This is a genomic window from Amycolatopsis sp. CA-211722 (assembly GCF_056828465.1).
This window is the reverse complement of record NZ_CP184752.1, coordinates 2,818,339-2,834,709: the sequence shown is the minus strand read 5'-3', so window position 1 is coordinate 2,834,709 and position 16,371 is coordinate 2,818,339. Positions and strand designations below refer to the sequence as shown.

Here is a 16,371-nt window from a genome sequence, read left to right as displayed (position 1 = left end):
CCCTTTGTCAATGCGTTCGCGCGACCAGGTAGTCGGCGACCGATTCGCAGGCGTCCCGGGCGGGCGACGCGGGCAGCGCCGCGAGCTCGGCACGCGCCCGACGAGCGTAGTCGGAAAGAGTTTCGCGTGCGCGTTCGAGTCCGGACGAGGCGCGCAGCAGGTCCAGGGCCTCGGCGACGAGCTTGTCGTCGGAGATCGGGCCGGACAGCAGCTCCACCAGGCGCGGGTCGGTGGCCGGGTCGGCCAGCGCGTACAGCATCGGGAGGGTGCGGACGCCTTCGCGCAGGTCCGTTCCCTGCGCTTTGCCGAGCTCATCCGAAGCGGACGCGATGTCGATGACGTCGTCGGAGATCTGGAACGCCGTCCCGATGATGTCGCCGAAGCGGCGGAGCGCGTCGATGTACTCGTCGGGCGCGCCGGACATCATCCCGCCGAAGCGGCCTGAGGTGGCGATCAGCGAACCGGTCTTCTGCGCGATGACCGTGAGATAGTGCTCCACCGCGTCGTCGCCCTCGGCCGGGCCGACCGTCTCGCGCATCTGGCCGGTGACCAGCTCGCCGAAGGTCTCGGCGATGATCCGGGCCGCGTCGGTGCCGAGGTCTGCCACCAGCCGCGAGGCGTGCGCGAACAGGAAGTCGCCGGTGAGGATGGCGATGGTGTTGTCCCAGCGGGCGTTGACGCTCTCCGCGCCGCGGCGCATCGTCGCCTCGTCCATCACGTCGTCGTGGTACAGCGTCGCGAGGTGCACCAGCTCGACCGCGGCCGCGGCGGTGACCACCTGGTCGCCCTGCTTCGGCCCGAACTGCGAGGCCAGCAGTGTGAACAGCGGACGGAAACGTTTGCCACCCGCTTCGACCAGGTGCGAAGCGGCGTCCTCGACGGCCTTGACGTCACTGCGGACGACCTCGCGGAGCAGCGCCTCGACATCGGCGAGACCGGTGGCGAGGGTGCGCAGGAGCTGCTCGTCGGCGATCTGGAGCCCCACGGACGCGCGCAGGTCCTCGATGGCACCACCTGGGGCAGGTGAAGACACAGACACGTCGGCTCCGCTCTCTTTGACACCGTTCGGGGTTGCTCCCAGCGTAGTGGCTAGCAGCTGAGGCCTGTTGACGTGCTGTCCAGGGGAAACGGTGACGAAGATGACACCCCCGCCGAGTATCCTGCCCACTTCGGCGCGAACTGGGGGAACGCCATGGGGAGTCCGGACGATTCCGGCGACAGACCGGCGTGGAGACCTCCCGCCGAAGACCACCGCGAGCAGCGTTCGACGCTGTGGATCACCGTCGTCCTCTTCGCCGCTTTCATGGCGGTGATGCTGGTCGTGGCCGTGCTCGTGGTGGGCGGCGTGAAGGCGGCCTGAGTCAGCGGCGGCGGATCTTGATGTCGTCCATGCAGGTCGCCTTGCCCGCGACGTCGCGATACGGGTAGCCCTTGGCGTCCAGCAGTTCCATGACCTTCAGCTCGGCTTCGTCGAGTACGTCACGTTCTTCTTCGCCCCGCAGCGTGATGCGGAAGGTGAACGCGCCGAGGTGCGCGCTGTAGGTGAGCAGGCCGTCCTCGGTGAAGCCCATCGCCTGATGCCGATCGAGCTCGGCGAGCAGCCGGGCGCGGGTGTCGGCGTCCGGGTGGTCGAACTTGCCGTTGACGAGGACGCGGTAGGTCGGCATGCGATCGAATATACAGACCTGCATCCGGATACGAACCTGAATATCCAACGGGTGTCCATGATCCACGGTCGAGTGAAACGACCGTCACGCGCGCAACGGGCGAAACCGACACGCAGATAGTGATGACAAAGGAAGAACGGCCAACCGGCTCGCTCTCCGTCACGTGAGGAGGACGTGGAATGCGCATCACCATCGCAAGCCGGGCAGGCCTTGTCGGCGCCCTGCTGCTGGCAGGTCTCAGCGCCGGGGTGACCCCGGCGGCCGCGTCGAATCCCGCCGGCGTGGCCTCACTCGGCTCCGCCGCCTTCACCAAGGGGACCTCGGCACCGATCTCGGTCGCCTCGCTCGCCGACTGCGCGGTCGAGGGACCGACGAGCAACTCGTCCGGGGTCGTGACCAGGACCGGGATCACGTTCGGTGGCGGCACCTCGACGTGCACGACCACCGTCGTCGACCCCGAGAACGACGTCACCACGACGAAGTCGGAGGCCAAGGGGCAGAACTTCGAGCTGTCGGCCCTGGTCTCGGCGGGCGGGCCGCGGATCAAGATCAGGTCCTACTCGGTCAGCTGCGCGGCGACCCAGACCAGCACGAACGCGAGCTGGACCTACGGCGGCGCGACCGGGCTCGGCACCCTGCCGTCGCCGGTGCCGGTCGGCTACGTCAAGCCGATCACCAAGTCCAACGGCACCCTGCTCGCCGAGGCGATCTTCAACGAGCAGACACTGCCGGGCAACGGCAGCATCGGGTTGACCATGCTGCGGATCAAGTTCGCCCCGGGCTCGAACATCACCGGCGAAGTGGTCCTCGGCCGCACGGCCTGCTCCCCCACCCCGTAAGCCATCCCGCCGGGAAAGGGGCGTCCGGATCCACCGGGCGCCCCTTTTCCATTCTGGCTTATATAAGCTAAGGCTGATACCTTGTCGGCAGCCGAGCCGAGGAGGGCACCGATGGTCGACGTGACCAGCCAGATCAACTCCGTCCAGCGCAGGCTGGGCAAGCGCGTGGTCGAAGCGGGAGAGGCGGTGACGGCGACCGTCAGCCAGGTCTACGACACCGGCCTCGACGATCTCTGGGACGCCTGCACGAATCCCGAACGCATCCCGCGCTGGTTCCTGCCGGTCAGCGGCGAGCTGCGCGTCGGCGGCAAGTACCAGCTCGAAGGCAACGCGGGCGGAACGGTCGAGCGCTGCGATCCGCCGAAGGGTTTCGCGGCGACCTGGGAGTACGGCGGCGACGTCAGCTGGATCGAGCTCCGGCTGAGCCCCGAAGCCGACGGGCGGACGCGGTTCGAACTCGACCACACCGCCGTCCCGAACGAGCACTGGAACCAGTTCGGACCGGGCGCCGTGGGCATCGGCTGGGACATGATGCTGAACGGGCTCGCGCTGCACCTCGAATCGGGCGAAGCCGCCGACCCCGAGGCCGCCATGGCTTGGATGACCAGCGAAGAGGGCGTGCGGTTCATGACGCTGAGCAACGAGGCCTGGTACGAGGCCGACGTCGCCAACGGGACGGACCCGGCCACCGCCCGCACCCGCGCCGACGCCACCTTGGCCGCCTACACCGCGCCGCCGGAGAGCTGAAGATCCTCAGCGAGTTCCGGGGCGCGTAGCAGCTCGATGAGCTCGTCGTCCGCCCGGAACACGGCGCGGGCTCCCGGCATCCCCGCCTGCCGGAGCATCGCGTGCAGGACGTCGGCGTGCGGCTGGTCGAGCAGGGTCCAGACCATCGCGCGCCGCTTCACGTCGTCGCCCAGCTCGCGCGCGGCCCACCAGCCCATGACGAGCGCGCCCACCTGGTTGACCGCCGTTTCCCGGCCCCGCGCCAATTGCGCGCGGTTCAACCCGCACACCTCGATGGTCTGCTCGCCCTTTTCGGTCAGAGCGCGGTAGGTCCCGATCGACAGCACCAGGAACAAGTGCTCCAAGGGATCCTCGGCGGTCGGGTCGATGAGCAGGCTGGTGCCGCCCGCGTCCACCGGGAAGAGGTCGCGTTTGTGGTGGCTGTTGCAGTACTCGCAGGCGAGGACGTGGTTGAGCCAGTCGAACGCGCGGCCGGGATTCCGCGCGATCGGTTCGAAATGGTCCACAGTGGACCCGAGCCCGTCTCCGCAGTACATGCAGTAGCCGCGGCCGGCGGCCATCACGTCCAGGCCGGCCCGGAGAGAACGCCGCACGGCACGCGAAACCCGCCAGAGCCGCCGGGCTTCTTTCGTGTCACCGGGAGGGATGCGCGCCGTCAGCTCTTCGAGATCGGCCACCACCCGCTCCGGCAGCGCGACCCGGCGGATCGCGATCACCGATCGTCGGCCTCGAACCGCCTGGCCACCTCGTCGACCCGGCTCGGCGGCGAACTGCTGAGCATCCCCCGCAGGCGTTCCCATTCCCGGACGCCGTTCGCGTCCGCGCGGCCGGACGCCACCTGGAATTCGAGCTCGGCCAGGTGTTCCCGCAATTCCACCGCCTGCGGCGAATACGGCGTGTCCAGGCCGAAAAGGTCGGACAGCACGGCGTCGTCGCCGGAACCGAACACGACCCGCTCGTACAGCTCCTCGGAGACCACGCGGGGCGGGACGTCCTCGTCGGGCCCCGAAAGACGGATGAGGCCGCCAGGGTCGGCCGCCTGGCAGACGTAAGGGCTGTGCGTGGTGACGATGAACTGGATCCGCGGGAAATGCGCCTTGAACCACGCGCCCATGCGTTTCTGCCACGACACGTGGAGATGCGCGTCCACCTCGTCGATGATCACGACACCGGGGCTCTCGTGGTCGAGGCCCGCGCTGTCGAGTTGTTTGAGCAGGTCGACCACGAGCGCGGTCACCGTGCGGTAGCCGTCGCTCATCTCGCGCAGCGGGAACCGGTCGCCCCGGTACTCGACCCAGAGCCCGTCCGAATCGACGTCCCGGATCCGGTAGCCGCCGGGCAGAAGGCCGTCGCCGAGGATCTCCAGCGCCGCGTCCTTCAGCTCGCGAGCGCCCGCTTTTCCTTCCAGGGCACGGAGATGCTGGTTGATCAGCCAGGTGACACCCTCGGCGAGCGAGGCGTCTTCGTGGAACAGGCTGGCCATCCGGGCGAGCGATCCCGCGCCGCGCATCCACGACTCGGCCTCGCCGCTCCCGCCCGCGAGCCGCCGGAACGGCCCATACGCCGCGCAGAACGGCTGCCCCGGCGGAAGACCGGAAATCGGCAGCAGACCGGAGTCGAGCCAGCGGACCTCGACCGGCGCCGGGCCCTCTTCGCGCATCACCGACAGCTCGATCGACCCGGACGTCTGATCGTTCGAGATCCAGCTGCCGGCGTCCGACAGCAACCCCCAGGCGACGTCCGGCGCCGCCGCGACCGCGATGGCGCGCAGCAGCGACGTCTTGCCGGACCCGTTGCGCCCGGCGAGGACCACCCAGCCCGGGCCGGGAAGCCTGAGGTCGACGGCGCGGGCGCCGCTGAAGCCGCGGATGTTCTCCAGCCGGACCCGCTCGATGTACATGGGGAAAGCTTACGACGGCGCGGTCGTCACCTGGCCCCCCGAAAGTGGGTCGCCATCACGATCTCCATCACGGCGTGCGCCTTGGCGACGTCCACGGCCGGGAGCGCCCTGGACCGCTGCCAATCGTCGACGCCCCGCTCCCGCTGCGACGAAATCAGCAGCCGGACATGCCCACGCGAACCGAGATTCCCGAACGGCGAGACGTACATGAGGAATCCGCTGTCGTCCTTGGCACGCAGGGTGGCTCCCGGATTCCCGCTGAACGAGTGCTGACGATGGTCCTTGAAAGTGCCGTTCGGATCCGCGTGCCAGTCGCCGGGCGCGCCACCGTTCATGGTGGCCCCGGCCTCGATCTGTACCCGATGGCGTGGTTCGACGAAGTAGCAGGACCCCGGCGTCGCGATCGGCTCGAACTCCGGCCCGAAGGTCTTCTTGACCGCGTCGCGGAACACCGCGCACTCGACGTTCGGATCGGCGGCACCGGCGGCCAGGATCGCGTCGGCACCCGCGGGGACCTGGGCCTCGACCGCCGGATCGCAGGTCTCGCCCTTGCTGGTGGAGACCCAGTTGGCGCAGGCACCGACGCGAGCGCTGTCCTGGGCGTCCGGCGGGTAGACGAGGTCGCGAGGCAGCTTCGCGGCCCCGGCGGTGGCGAAGTCGCGAAGGAGCCCGCAGTCCTTGCTCCGGCTCTGGAGCCCCAGCTCGAACTGGACCGCGCGCTGGAAACTGACCGGCACGGTGATCGCGCAGCCGTCGACGGAGCCTTCGCGACGGGTTTCGACCTGGTAGGCCTTCACTCCGCTGAGGTCGACGACGGCTCCGTCGTTCCGGAGCGCCGCGTGACCCGGGTCCACGTCCTCGACGTAGAGCAAGGTCTCGTAGCCGCCGCGGAGGAGCGTGCACATCTTCCGGCCGTACTTCACCTTGGGCTCGCGTGTCACCGGCCGGGTATCGCCGCCCTTCCTGCGGTCGTAGGCGGCCAGGTCGATCAGCTCACAGAAGTCGAGAGCGGCCAGCGTCGCGTCGACGGCCTTTGCGTCACGATCCGCGGGACGCGGCTGCTTGGGCTGCCATTTCGGAAACTGCGGTGGCGGCGGGGGCGTATCCACGGAATCCGTACAAGCCGCAAGCAGCCCGAGGAGTACTGCGCCGAGAATCACTCTTCGAAACTTCATTACGCAGAGTGTGCGAATTGGCCGGGTCACCTACCAGGTAGAACCCGGTTTTCCGGGGCAGGTTCACACTATAGATTTTCACGGATAGTCACCAAGTTCGCTAGCGCTATTCAGCGGGGAACAGGACTTTATGCAGCCGGGTTCACCGCCCCGGGAACCCTGGTAATCTTCCCGGCGTCGGATTACGCAGGGTGCATCGGGGAGACGCGCCTTGTAGCCACGGGAGGGGCAGATGACGACAGTGACTTCGGGGCGGCTTCGGCTATTCAGCGGGGAGCGGTTCGGCGCCCTGGGGGTGCATGGCCGTGCCTGAGGGTTCGCCGACCTATGAGCCGGGCCTGCGCTGGAGTGAGGTCGACCGGTTCCGGCCCAGCGGCGGTTCCTATGGGACGCCGGTCGCGCAGGGCGCGGGGTTCAAGTACGACGAGGCGACCCTCCACGAGCTGGTGAAAGAGTGGGCTGACCTGGCCAAAGAGTACAGGTACGACCTCAACGACGCGCAAAACATCGCAGCAGCTCAGCCTCCGGGGCTGGAGTACGCGAGCGGAGACAACGCCGCGATCACTCGACAGTCCGGCGAAGCGCTCGTGGAGGCTCTTAGTCAGCGAATTGCCTACTGCGAGAGCATGGCAGCAAAGTACGTAGCCGCTCTCGGTAAGTACGCCACCGCAGAAGATCACGCCAGAACAGTTATCAACCAGCAGCCGAAGGGCATCGCCTGATGCGACGCACCATCCTTGTCTTCAGCGCGGTCACCCTAGCTCTCTCCGCGTGCTCGACCCCCACCACGAATGGCACGCCCACGCCTTCCAGCGGTGGAACAAGCCCGACCCAGTCGAACTCGGCCATCTTGCCTCCCGGTGTCCCTAGGGTCGAGCACCCGATCGACGTGACACGGTTCAAGCAGGATCCCTGCACCGCCCTAACCAAATCCCAGGCTGAGGAGTTACTTGGAGGCGCCCCCGAAGCCGTACAACGGGACGGTTCGGCTGGGCCTGCCTGCGCATGGTCCATCCCGTCCACCGCACGCCCTGTAATCGACGTGATCATCAGCAACTTCGGAGACAGCGGCACCGCGAAGTTCTACGCAGGCAAGGGGACAACCTACAAACTTCTTGAGCCGCTTGAGCCGATCGACGGTCACCCAGTGACCGCCTACGGCATCAAAGACAGCCGTGCTCAGGGCGACTGTTCGGTGGCGCTGGGGACCAGCGACACCCAAACGCTCGGAATCTCCGCAACTCAGTCCGAAGCAAACGTCGGCAAGAAGGACCCTTGCGACGTTGCTCGTGAAGCCGCGATCAGGGTCCTTGCCACCATCCGAGGGGGCAACTGATGCCGGCAGGACCTCTCACCGCCGCCCAGATCTACGAACAGATCACTGGTGGCGAAGGCCCGGGTTCATTGGCTGACGCACAGAAGAGTGGCTTCAACCTGACCCAGCGGCACCACGAGCGTGCGCAGAAGCTTTCCGCGCTCACCCAGAAGACCATGGCCGGTTGGCAGGGTGGCGCCAGTGACGCGGCCGCCGACGCGACCAAGCCCGTTGTCGAGGCCGCGTACGACGACGCGATGCACCTGGCTGTCGCCCAGTCCGCGATCAGCGCGCAGATGGACGCGTTCGGTATGGCCAAGAACTCGGTCAAGCCGGTTCCGCCCGAGCAGCCCGCGCCGACGGCCGAGGACGTCAAGTCCGCCATGAGTGGCGGCCTGGTCAGCTACTGGAGCAAGGTCCAGGGGTACCAGGCCGACAGCCAGCACAACATCGACACGTTCGCGAGTTACCACTCCGCCAGCACCGCCAACGGTGACGAGCTGCCCGCCCAGTACGCGCAGCTCACCGACCCCGGCGGCAGCGTCAGCTTGGACGAAGGCGGCGGCGGGAAGCCGACGGCCAGGGGTTTCGGCGACGGCTCCGACGGGCGCGAGTACGGGGTCGGCGAGCCCTACCGAGGTCCGAGCGGTACCGACGGGCCGAGTGGTCCCAACGGGCCGGGCACACCGGGCTCGACTGTCAGCGGCCCGCAGCCTGGGCAAGGGCCCCAGCCTGGCCAGCACCATCCCGGCCATCAGCTGCCGGACGACGGGACCCGCGCGAATTCGTACACGCCGCCCCAGACCACTCCGGTCGTGCCGCCGGCGGCGAACGTCGACTTCGGGCCGAACGGCAAGCCGAATCCCACGTACAACGCGCCTGGCGCGTTCCCGCCCGGGTACGGCCCGGGGACGAGCGGTCCCGGGGTCCCGGGCGTCAGGTCACCCGGAGTACCGGGCGGCGGCGGGTTCCGCGGCCCAGGCGGTCCAGGTGGGACAGGCGGCGTAGGCGGGCCCGGACAGCAGCCCGGTATGGGCGGCCGAAGTGGCGCCGGTATGCCCGGCGAGGGCGTGGCCGGCCGCGGTGCGGCGGGTGCGGCGGGCTCGGCCGGTCGTGGCGGGGCGAACGGGATGCCGATGGCGCCCGGCGCCGCTCGTGGGAAGGGCGAGGAGGACAAGGAGAAGAAGGCTCCGGCGTACCTCCAGAACCCGGACCCCGACGAGACCTTCGGTGGCTACACCGAGAAGCCGATGCCGCCGGTGATCGGCGAGAAGAAGAAGTAGCACCACAGTCCCAGGGGAGGGAGACACGTGGTGCTCGCGCGCCCGGTCGAGATCACGCTCGACACCTTGTTGACCGCGTTCCGGCACGCCGGCTGCGGAGATCCGCATCTGATCTTCGCGGGCGGGCTGCGGTATATCCCGCCGTCGTCGCGAAACGGCGAGGACAGGGCGGCGTTCGAGGAGCTCGGCGGGCACGGGTTCACCGAGGGCAAGCGGCTGACCAGTGACTTCGAGGACGTCCTGCACATACTCGACCGGCCGAACACCGAGTACTACGCGACGTTGCGAACGGAGACCGAGCAGTACAACGTGCTCGTCGCCGTCCGCGGACGGGCCGCGGTGACCGCGATCTGCGAAGGCAACCGCGTGTGGCTCAAAGGCGTGCGGACCGCCGACCGCGCGGCGGCGCTCGTGATGAACCTGCCCGAGTACCCGCCGGCGCGGTTCGCCCCGTTCTCCTTGCCCCAGGACGATTTCAACAGCAGCGGCGGAGACGGACTCTACGACGAGCCCGAATCCCGAAGCCGCGAAGCGCGGCAGCTGGACGAGGTCTTCGAGCAGCCCTATTTCGGCGTCGGCTTCTTCGCCGCGGCCATGCACCCGGACGGGGGTAAACGCACAGAGGCGACGGACAGTCTGACCTATTTGGACCTCGACGCCGGACGGGTGGCCATGCACGTGAGTGGTTCTCCCCGGAACCGGTACATCACCGTCCTGCCCGGCGAACCCACGCTACTGGCCCAGAAGGTCGCCGCGTTGCGGGCGAGCCTCGATCACTGACTCGATCAGGCGTACCGACCGGGCCGGATCCAGCGCGACCGCGTCCACAGTGGACCGAAGGTAGGGTTCGACATCGCACGGCCGGTGCAGGAACAGCCCGCACCGCCGATGTTCCAGGTACACCACCGGCGGTGCGTCGCCGAATTCCAGCAGAACGTGGGCATCACCCGCATGTGCTCCGGCGGCGAACGGGATGACCCGGAGTTCGACGGCGGGCCGCTCCGCCATCGAGACCAGATGCCGCAGCTGATTCGCCATCACGAGCGGCCCACCGACCTGACGGTGCAGCGCCGCTTCGTCGATATAGGCGACGAGTCTCTTCTGGCCCAGCACCGCGGCGGAAGAGTTCGCAGCCCTCGCGTAGGCGGGAGTCCGCAGCAGTCCGGGCAGGAGCGTGGTCCCGAAAGCGACGATCCTGGTGGCCTCCTTTTCGTACCGCGCAAGCGTTTCATCTTGGAAGGACGCGTCGGCGAACCACCACGGCTCACTGTCGCGAGCCAGCGAGAGCAGCGCTTCTCGCCGCTCCCCTGTCACCTGATAGACCGCCAGCAACGCCGACACCTCCTCGGCGGACGCCGCGCGCACGCCGGTTTCGATCCGGCTGATCGTCGGCTGGGACCACGCCAGCTTGTCGGCCACTTCGGTCGCGGCCAGCCTGGCGGCCTTCCGCGCGGCTCGCAGTCCATCGGCGAGAGCTCTCGCCTGGGGTGTGGGCTTCGGCATCGCGAACACCCTGCCGGATGCGCTCGGGCAAGTCACACCCTGACCGGGGCGACCTCGCGAACAGCATCGGAAATGGCACGGAAGTCCTTCCGTAGCAAGGCGCCATGGTTGCTCGCGACCTTCGCGCTGATCTTGATTTCCGGGTTGCGGACCGTCACGGCGTCGAGCCCGGCCCGGATCTGTTCCTGTTCGTCTCCCTTGCTGCCGAAGGAGGTTCCCGAGGCGACCACGTAGCGCGTCGGCACGGTGATGCCGTCGAGCACCGGCCCCAGCTCGGCTTCCCTCGAGAGCTTGCCGAGTTCGATGTTGCTCTCCGCCTGCTGCGCGGCGGTCATCCGCGGGGCCAAGCCGGTCGGGCGCAACAGCGGCATGACCAGGTTCAGGCGCTTGAACATCTTGCGGATCCGCTGCTCCATGGCGTCGTCCAGCCAGTCGTACGGGAACGCTCCGTCGACCAGGACCGCGCCGATGGTGCGCTCCGGGTTCCGGGCCGCCCAATGCGCCGCGACGACCGCGCCGTAGGACCAGCCCACCACGACGGCCCGCTCCACTCCACGGGCCGCGAGGACGGCGTCGACATCGCGAACGGCGGCCTCGAAGGAGTAGTCCGCGGAACGGCGAGACTTGCCCCGGGCGCGCTCGTCGTAGGTGATGTGGCGGAAGTCCGTGCCCAGGTCGGCGAGGATCCGCCGCCAGTAGCCCTGCGTGGCGAACTGGCCGTTGAGGTAGATGACGGGAACACCGGAGCCGCCGGTGTCGGTGACGGCCAGCGCGGTGTCTTCGACGGGGACCATCCCGGTCCAGGAAGAGGAAGTCATGAGAGGACTATCGAGGTCCGCCCTGACACGGCTCTGACGTCGCCCTGACACGAAAAAGCCCCCTCATGACAGCGAGGGGGCCTTTCGTGAACCGGACTACTTGAGGGCGAACCCGCCGGAGCCCGCCCAGTCGAGGGCGAACGCCGGGAGCAACCCGAGCACCAGCGTGACGATGACGCCGAGCGTGATCGCCGTGGTGGTGAACGCGCCGGGCACGGTGACGGTCGGGCCGTCGGGCGCCGGCTCGGAGAAGTACATCAGCACGATCACCCGCAGGTAGAAGAACGCGGCGACGGCGCTGAAGATCAGGGCGACGACGACCAGCGGCGCCATCCCGTCGGACAGGGCCGCCGAGAACACCACGAACTTGCCGACGAAGCCACTGGTCAGCGGGATACCGGCCAGCGCCAGCAGCAGGAAGGTGAACACGCCCGCCAGCACCGGAGACCGCTTCGCCAACCCCGCCCACGCGGACAGGTGCGTCGCCTCACCGTTCGAATCCCGCACCAGCGAAACGACACCGAACGCGGCGAGCGTGGTGAAACCGTAGGCCAGCAGGTAGAACAGCGTGCTCGACAGGCCGTCCTCGGTCATCGCGATGGCACCGACGAGCAGGAAGCCGGCGTGCGCGATGGACGAGTAGGCGATCATGCGCTTCACGTCGGTCTGCGTCAGGCCCAGCACCGCGCCGATCAGCATCGAGATGATCGCGACGCCCCAGAGCACGCCGCGCCACTCCCAGCTGGTCGACTCGAACGCCACCTGGAACACCCGCAGGATCCCGCCGAACGCGGCGACCTTGGTGCAGGCACCCATGAACGCGGTGACCGGCGTCGGCGCGCCCTGGTAGACGTCCGGGGTCCAGGTGTGGAACGGGCCGACCGAACCCTTGAACAGCAGGCCGACCGCGAGCAGCCCGAGCCCGGCGAACAGCAGCGTGTCCGACCGGTCCGAACCGGCGGCGGCGTTGGCGATGTCCGACAGCTTCACGGAGTTCGCGTAGCCGTAGAGCAGCGCGAGCCCGTAGAGGAAGAACGCCGACGAGAAAGCGCCGAGCAGGAAGTACTTGACCGCGGATTCCTGCGAGAGCAGGCGGCGACGGCGGGCGAGACCGCACATCAGGTACAGCGGCAGGCTCAGCACTTCGAGCGCGATGAACATGGTGAGCAGGTCGTTGGCCGCGACGAAGGCCATCATGCCGCCGAGCGCGAACAGCGTCAGCGGGAAGACCTCGGTCTGCATCCCGGTGGTGCCGACCTGCGCGCGGTCCTGAACGGTGCCCGGGCGGATACCGGCCTGCGCGACGAACGCGCCACCCGGCTCGACCGAGCGGTCGGCGATCAGCAGCAGCGCGCCCAGCGCGAGCGCGAGCAGAGTGCCCCACAGGAACAGCGACGGCCGGTCGACGGCGATGGCGCCGCTGAAGGTCGTGACGCCGCCCTTCGGCGCGGAAGTGCTGGCGTACCAGGCGAGGAACACGCCCGCCGCCCCGATCCCGACCAGGGACAGGAAGACCTGCGAAGGCCACCGCATGTGCTTGGGCAGGAAGGCTTCGAACAGCACGCTGACACACGCGGCCCCGAGGATGATCAGGATCGGCGTGACGGCGAAGTAGTCGATCGACGGCAGCTGCACCGCCGGCGTCTGAGTCAAGAAGAGCACTGTTACTTGCCTCCCTGTACGGACGACATCGTCGCCTGCACCGACGGGGTGATCGTGTCGAGCACCGGCTTGGGGTAGAACCCGAGCGCGATGATCAGCACGACCATCGGCGCCAGGATCGCGATCTCCTTGCCGCCGAGGTCCTTGATGGCTTTGGTGGCCCCGAGTTCGGGAGCGATGGCCGTACCGGGGCCGCCACCCGCGGCCATCAGGGCGTCACCGCGGACGGGGCCCTGCATGACGCGCTGGTAGAGCCAGAGCACGTACGCCGCGGCCAGCACCATGCCGACCGTCGCGATGATCGTGTACACCGGGTAGTCCACAAAGGACCCCAGCAGCACCAGGAACTCACTGATGAAGGAGTTCGTGCCGGGCAGGGACAAAGTGGACAGACCGGCGATGAGCAGCATCCCGCCGAGCAGCGGGGTCACCTTCGCCATGCCGCCGTAGTCGGAGATCCTGGTGGATCCGCCGCGCATCACGATCAGGCCGACGACCACGATCAGCATGCCGGTGGCGAGGCTGTGGTTCAGCATGTACGACACCGAGCCGACCATCGCCTGCTCGTTGAAGGTGAAGATGCCCAGCGCGATGAAGCCGAAGTGGGCGATCGACACGTAGGCGATGAAGCGTTTCATGTCGCGCTGCCCGGCCGCGAGGATCGATCCGTAAAGGACACCCGCGACGGCGAGCACCAGCACCCATGGCGCGAGTTCCTTGCTGGCGTCGGGGAACATCGGGAGGCAGTAGCGCAGGAACCCGAACGTGCCGACCTTGTCCAGCACGCCGACCAGCAGCACCGCGACGCCGATGGGCGCCTGGCCCGCGGCGTCCGGGAGCCAGGTGTGGAACGGCACCAAAGGGGCCTTGATCGCGAACGCGAGGAAGAACCCGATGAACAGCCAGATCTGCGTGCCCAGCGGGGCGTCGCGGACGACCGTGACGAGCGTTTCCCAGTCGAACGTGCCCTTGCCGAGCTTGTCCGAAGCCAGCGAGTACGCCCCGATCGCCGAGGCCAGCATGATCAGGCCGCCGAGGAACGAGTAGAGGAAGAACTTGACCGCCGCGTACTGCCGGTTCGTGCCGCCGTAGCCGCCGATCAGGAAGTACATCGGGATCAGCATGATCTCGAACAGCACGTAGAACAGGAAGACGTCGGTCGCGGCGAACACCGCGATGGTCAGCGCCTCCTGCACCAGGATCAGCGACAGGAACCCGCCCGCCGAGCGCCCGGCGGGGAGCTTGTCGGTCAGGCCCAGCGCGCCGACCACGATCGGCACCAGCAGACCGATGACCGCGATCATCACCAGCGCGATGCCGTCGATGCCGAACGAGATGTGGATGCCGAAGTTCGGGATCCAGTCCATCGAGGACTTCTGCTGGATGCGGTCCCCCGAAGGCGCGTAGCTCGCCCACATCGGGATCACCAGCAGGAACGTCAGGATCGACACCACGAGCGCGGTGAGCGTCGCGAGCCTGTCGTTCTTCTTCATCCCCGCGACGACCGCGGCGCCGGCGAGCGGCAGCAGGATGGATGCGAGTACCCAGGTCATCAGGAGAACCTCACCAGCAGGAGTGCCGCCAGAAGCAGGAATGTGCCGCCCAGCATGGACAGTGCGTACGAGCGGACGAAGCCGGTCTGCAGGCGGCGCAGGCGCCCGGATCCGCCACCGAGCCCGGCGGCGAGGCCGTTGACCGCGCCGTCGACCCCGCGGTTGTCCACGTAGACCAGCGCGCGGGCGAGCCAGGTGCCCGGGCGGGCGACCAGCGTCTCGTTCAGGGTGTTGCCGTACAGGTCGTTGCGCGCGGCCTTGACCACGGCCGAGACCCGCTCGGGGCGTTCCACCGGGACGTCCTTACGGCCGACGAAGAGCCACGCCGCCGCCGCGCCGAGCACCGAAAGCGCCACGGTGAGGATCGGGACCAGCGCGTGCGGGATGACATTGTGGCCACCCTCTTCGAGCGGGCCGACCACCGGCGAAAGCCATTCGGCGAACCGGTCGCCGAGAGCGAAGAACGCACCGGCGCCGATCGAGCCGATCGCCAGGATGATCATCGGCCACTTCATCACCGCGGGCGACTCGTGCGGGTGGAAGTCGCGGCCGTCGGAGCTCTTGATCTCCTTCCAGCGTTCCTTGCCGAAGAAGGTCATCACCATCAGACGGGTCATGTAGAACGCGGTGAGCCCGGCGCCGAGCAGCGCCGCGCCGCCCATCACCCAGCCGCGCCAGCCGCCCTGCGACAGCGCCGCTTCGATGATCGCGTCCTTGGTGAAGAAGCCCGAGAGCGGCGGGATGCCGATCAGCGCCAGGTAGCCGAGCGCGAAGGTCCAGAAGGTGACCGGCAGGTGCTTGCGCAGCCCGCCGAACTTCCGCATGTCGACCTCGTCGTTCATGGCGTGCATGACCGAACCGGCCCCGAGGAACAGCCCGGCCTTGAAGAAACCGTGCGCCACCAGGTGCATGATGCCGAGCGCGTAGGCGATCGGCCCGAGGCCGACGGCGAGCATCATGTACCCGATCTGGCTGACCGTGGAGTACGCCAGGACCTTCTTGATGTCGTCGTAGGCGCAGCCGATGATGCACCCGATCAGGAGCGTGACCGTGCCGACGAGGGTGACGATCAGGCGGCCGTCCGCGGTGGCGTTGAAGATCTCGTGCGCGCGGGCGACCAGGTAGACGCCGGCGGTGACCATCGTCGCCGCGTGGATGAGGGCCGAGACCGGGGTCGGGCCCTCCATCGCGTCGGGAAGCCAGGCCTGCAGCGGGAACTGGCCGGACTTACCGCAGGCTCCCAGCAGCAGGAGGATCGCGATCGCGGTGACCGCGCCGGTCGGGATCTGGCCGACGGCGCCGAAGACCTCGGCGTAGCCGGTGCTCCCGACGTACTTGAACATCAGGAAGATCGCCAGCGCGAGCCCGACGTCACCGACGCGGTTCATCAGGAACGCCTTCTTCGCCGCGGTGGCCGCGGACGGGCGGTCCTGGTACCAGCCGATGAGCAGGTACGACGCGAGACCCACGCCCTCCCAGCCGAGGTACAGCGTCACGAAGCTGTTGCCCAGCACCAGGATCAGCATCGAGGCGACGAACAGGTTGAGGTACGCGAAGAACCTCGACCGGTCTCGATCCTCGGACATGTAGCCGATCGAGTAGAAGTGGATCAGCATGCCGACGCCGGTGATCAGCAGCACGAACGTCAGCGACAGCGCGTCGATCCGCAGCCCGAAGTCGACCTGCAGCGCCGAAACCGGGATCCACGAGAACAGCTTGACGTCCGCGGTGGCCTTCGTGTCGGCCGTGAAGAACAGGATCAAGCCGTACACGAAGGACAGTGAGACGGTCGCGCTGCCGAGGAGGTGTCCCCAGCCCCTGGCCCGCTTACCCGCCAGCAAAAGAATGAGGGCGCCGAGAGCCGGGAAGGCCACCAGCAGCCACGATGATGCGGTCACTCTCGGTGCTC

At 68.1% G+C, this 16,371-nt stretch carries 17 protein-coding genes; 7 read left to right on the top strand and 10 right to left on the bottom strand.

What is annotated here, in order from left to right; translation table 11 throughout:
* Nucleotides 1–7: 7 nt before the first annotated feature.
* Nucleotides 8–1,033: a polyprenyl synthetase family protein gene (locus ACOCEP_RS13965; RefSeq protein ID WP_482339710.1), complete on the bottom strand. Its 1,026-nt coding sequence runs from the start codon at nucleotides 1,031–1,033 to the stop codon at nucleotides 8–10.
* 159 nt (nucleotides 1,034–1,192) lie between these two features.
* Here ACOCEP_RS13965 and ACOCEP_RS13960 point away from each other — a divergent pair, with 159 nt between their 5' ends.
* Complete coding sequence (locus ACOCEP_RS13960) at nucleotides 1,193–1,360, top strand: hypothetical protein (protein ID WP_482337627.1); 168 nt, start codon at nucleotides 1,193–1,195, stop codon at nucleotides 1,358–1,360.
* Nucleotide 1,361: 1 nt separating this feature from the next.
* Here ACOCEP_RS13960 and ACOCEP_RS13955 read toward each other — a convergent pair whose 3' ends face one another.
* Entirely contained in the window at nucleotides 1,362–1,667 is a 306-nt protein-coding gene (locus ACOCEP_RS13955) for a DUF6204 family protein (RefSeq protein ID WP_378434327.1), read from the bottom strand.
* A 179-nt stretch (nucleotides 1,668–1,846) separates the two neighbouring features.
* Here ACOCEP_RS13955 and ACOCEP_RS13950 point away from each other — a divergent pair, with 179 nt between their 5' ends.
* Complete coding sequence (locus ACOCEP_RS13950) at nucleotides 1,847–2,506, top strand: hypothetical protein (RefSeq protein WP_482337625.1); 660 nt, start codon at nucleotides 1,847–1,849, stop codon at nucleotides 2,504–2,506.
* A gap of 111 nt (nucleotides 2,507–2,617) precedes the next feature.
* On the top strand, nucleotides 2,618–3,253 hold the full coding sequence (locus ACOCEP_RS13945) for an SRPBCC family protein (RefSeq protein ID WP_482337624.1): 636 nt from the start codon (nucleotides 2,618–2,620) through the stop codon (nucleotides 3,251–3,253).
* Here the strand turns inward: ACOCEP_RS13945 and ACOCEP_RS13940 are convergent.
* The 3 genes from ACOCEP_RS13940 to ACOCEP_RS13930 are packed head-to-tail and all read right to left on the bottom strand — an operon-like array spanning nucleotide 3,229 to nucleotide 6,262.
* Complete coding sequence (locus tag ACOCEP_RS13940; RefSeq protein ID WP_482337622.1) at nucleotides 3,229–3,969, bottom strand: HNH endonuclease; 741 nt, start codon at nucleotides 3,967–3,969, stop codon at nucleotides 3,229–3,231. The two genes, ACOCEP_RS13945 and ACOCEP_RS13940, sit on opposite strands and share 25 nt — an antisense overlap.
* Nucleotides 3,966–5,153, bottom strand: a complete 1,188-nt coding sequence (locus ACOCEP_RS13935; RefSeq protein ID WP_482337620.1) for an AAA family ATPase — start codon at nucleotides 5,151–5,153, stop codon at nucleotides 3,966–3,968. The genes ACOCEP_RS13940 and ACOCEP_RS13935 overlap by 4 nt, the downstream gene beginning before the upstream one ends.
* A gap of 26 nt (nucleotides 5,154–5,179) precedes the next feature.
* A complete protein-coding gene (locus ACOCEP_RS13930; RefSeq protein ID WP_482337619.1) occupies nucleotides 5,180–6,262 on the bottom strand; it encodes a hypothetical protein in 1,083 nt (360 codons plus the stop codon).
* Nucleotides 6,263–6,627: 365 nt separating this feature from the next.
* Here ACOCEP_RS13930 and ACOCEP_RS13925 point away from each other — a divergent pair, with 365 nt between their 5' ends.
* The 4 genes from ACOCEP_RS13925 to ACOCEP_RS13910 are packed head-to-tail and all read left to right on the top strand — an operon-like array spanning nucleotide 6,628 to nucleotide 9,706.
* Nucleotides 6,628–7,050 (top strand): hypothetical protein, encoded by a 423-nt coding sequence (locus ACOCEP_RS13925; protein ID WP_482337617.1) that lies wholly within the window; start codon nucleotides 6,628–6,630, stop codon nucleotides 7,048–7,050.
* On the top strand, nucleotides 7,050–7,664 hold the full coding sequence (locus ACOCEP_RS13920) for a DUF3558 domain-containing protein (RefSeq protein WP_482337616.1): 615 nt from the start codon (nucleotides 7,050–7,052) through the stop codon (nucleotides 7,662–7,664). Before ACOCEP_RS13925 ends, ACOCEP_RS13920 begins: the two co-directional genes overlap by 1 nt.
* Entirely contained in the window at nucleotides 7,664–8,926 is a 1,263-nt protein-coding gene (locus tag ACOCEP_RS13915; RefSeq protein WP_482337615.1) for a PPE domain-containing protein, read from the top strand. Before ACOCEP_RS13920 ends, ACOCEP_RS13915 begins: the two co-directional genes overlap by 1 nt.
* Nucleotides 8,927–8,953: 27 nt before the next feature.
* A complete protein-coding gene (locus ACOCEP_RS13910; protein ID WP_482337613.1) occupies nucleotides 8,954–9,706 on the top strand; it encodes an ESX secretion-associated protein EspG in 753 nt (250 codons plus the stop codon).
* Here the strand turns inward: ACOCEP_RS13910 and ACOCEP_RS13905 are convergent.
* From ACOCEP_RS13905 to nuoL, 5 genes are all read right to left on the bottom strand, one after another.
* Nucleotides 9,659–10,429 (bottom strand): helix-turn-helix domain-containing protein, encoded by a 771-nt coding sequence (locus tag ACOCEP_RS13905; RefSeq protein WP_482337612.1) that lies wholly within the window; start codon nucleotides 10,427–10,429, stop codon nucleotides 9,659–9,661. The genes ACOCEP_RS13910 and ACOCEP_RS13905 overlap by 48 nt on opposite strands.
* A 32-nt stretch (nucleotides 10,430–10,461) precedes the next feature.
* Entirely contained in the window at nucleotides 10,462–11,247 is a 786-nt protein-coding gene (locus ACOCEP_RS13900) for an alpha/beta fold hydrolase (RefSeq protein ID WP_482337611.1), read from the bottom strand.
* A gap of 96 nt (nucleotides 11,248–11,343) precedes the next feature.
* Nucleotides 11,344–12,909, bottom strand: coding sequence for an NADH-quinone oxidoreductase subunit NuoN (gene nuoN, locus ACOCEP_RS13895; RefSeq protein WP_482337609.1), 1,566 nt, complete (start codon nucleotides 12,907–12,909; stop codon nucleotides 11,344–11,346).
* A gap of 2 nt (nucleotides 12,910–12,911) precedes the next feature.
* Nucleotides 12,912–14,462, bottom strand: coding sequence for an NADH-quinone oxidoreductase subunit M (locus tag ACOCEP_RS13890; protein ID WP_482337608.1), 1,551 nt, complete (start codon nucleotides 14,460–14,462; stop codon nucleotides 12,912–12,914).
* A complete protein-coding gene (gene nuoL / locus ACOCEP_RS13885) occupies nucleotides 14,462–16,360 on the bottom strand; it encodes an NADH-quinone oxidoreductase subunit L (RefSeq protein ID WP_482337607.1) in 1,899 nt (632 codons plus the stop codon). The genes ACOCEP_RS13890 and nuoL overlap by 1 nt, the downstream gene beginning before the upstream one ends.
* Nucleotides 16,361–16,371 lie beyond the last annotated feature (11 nt).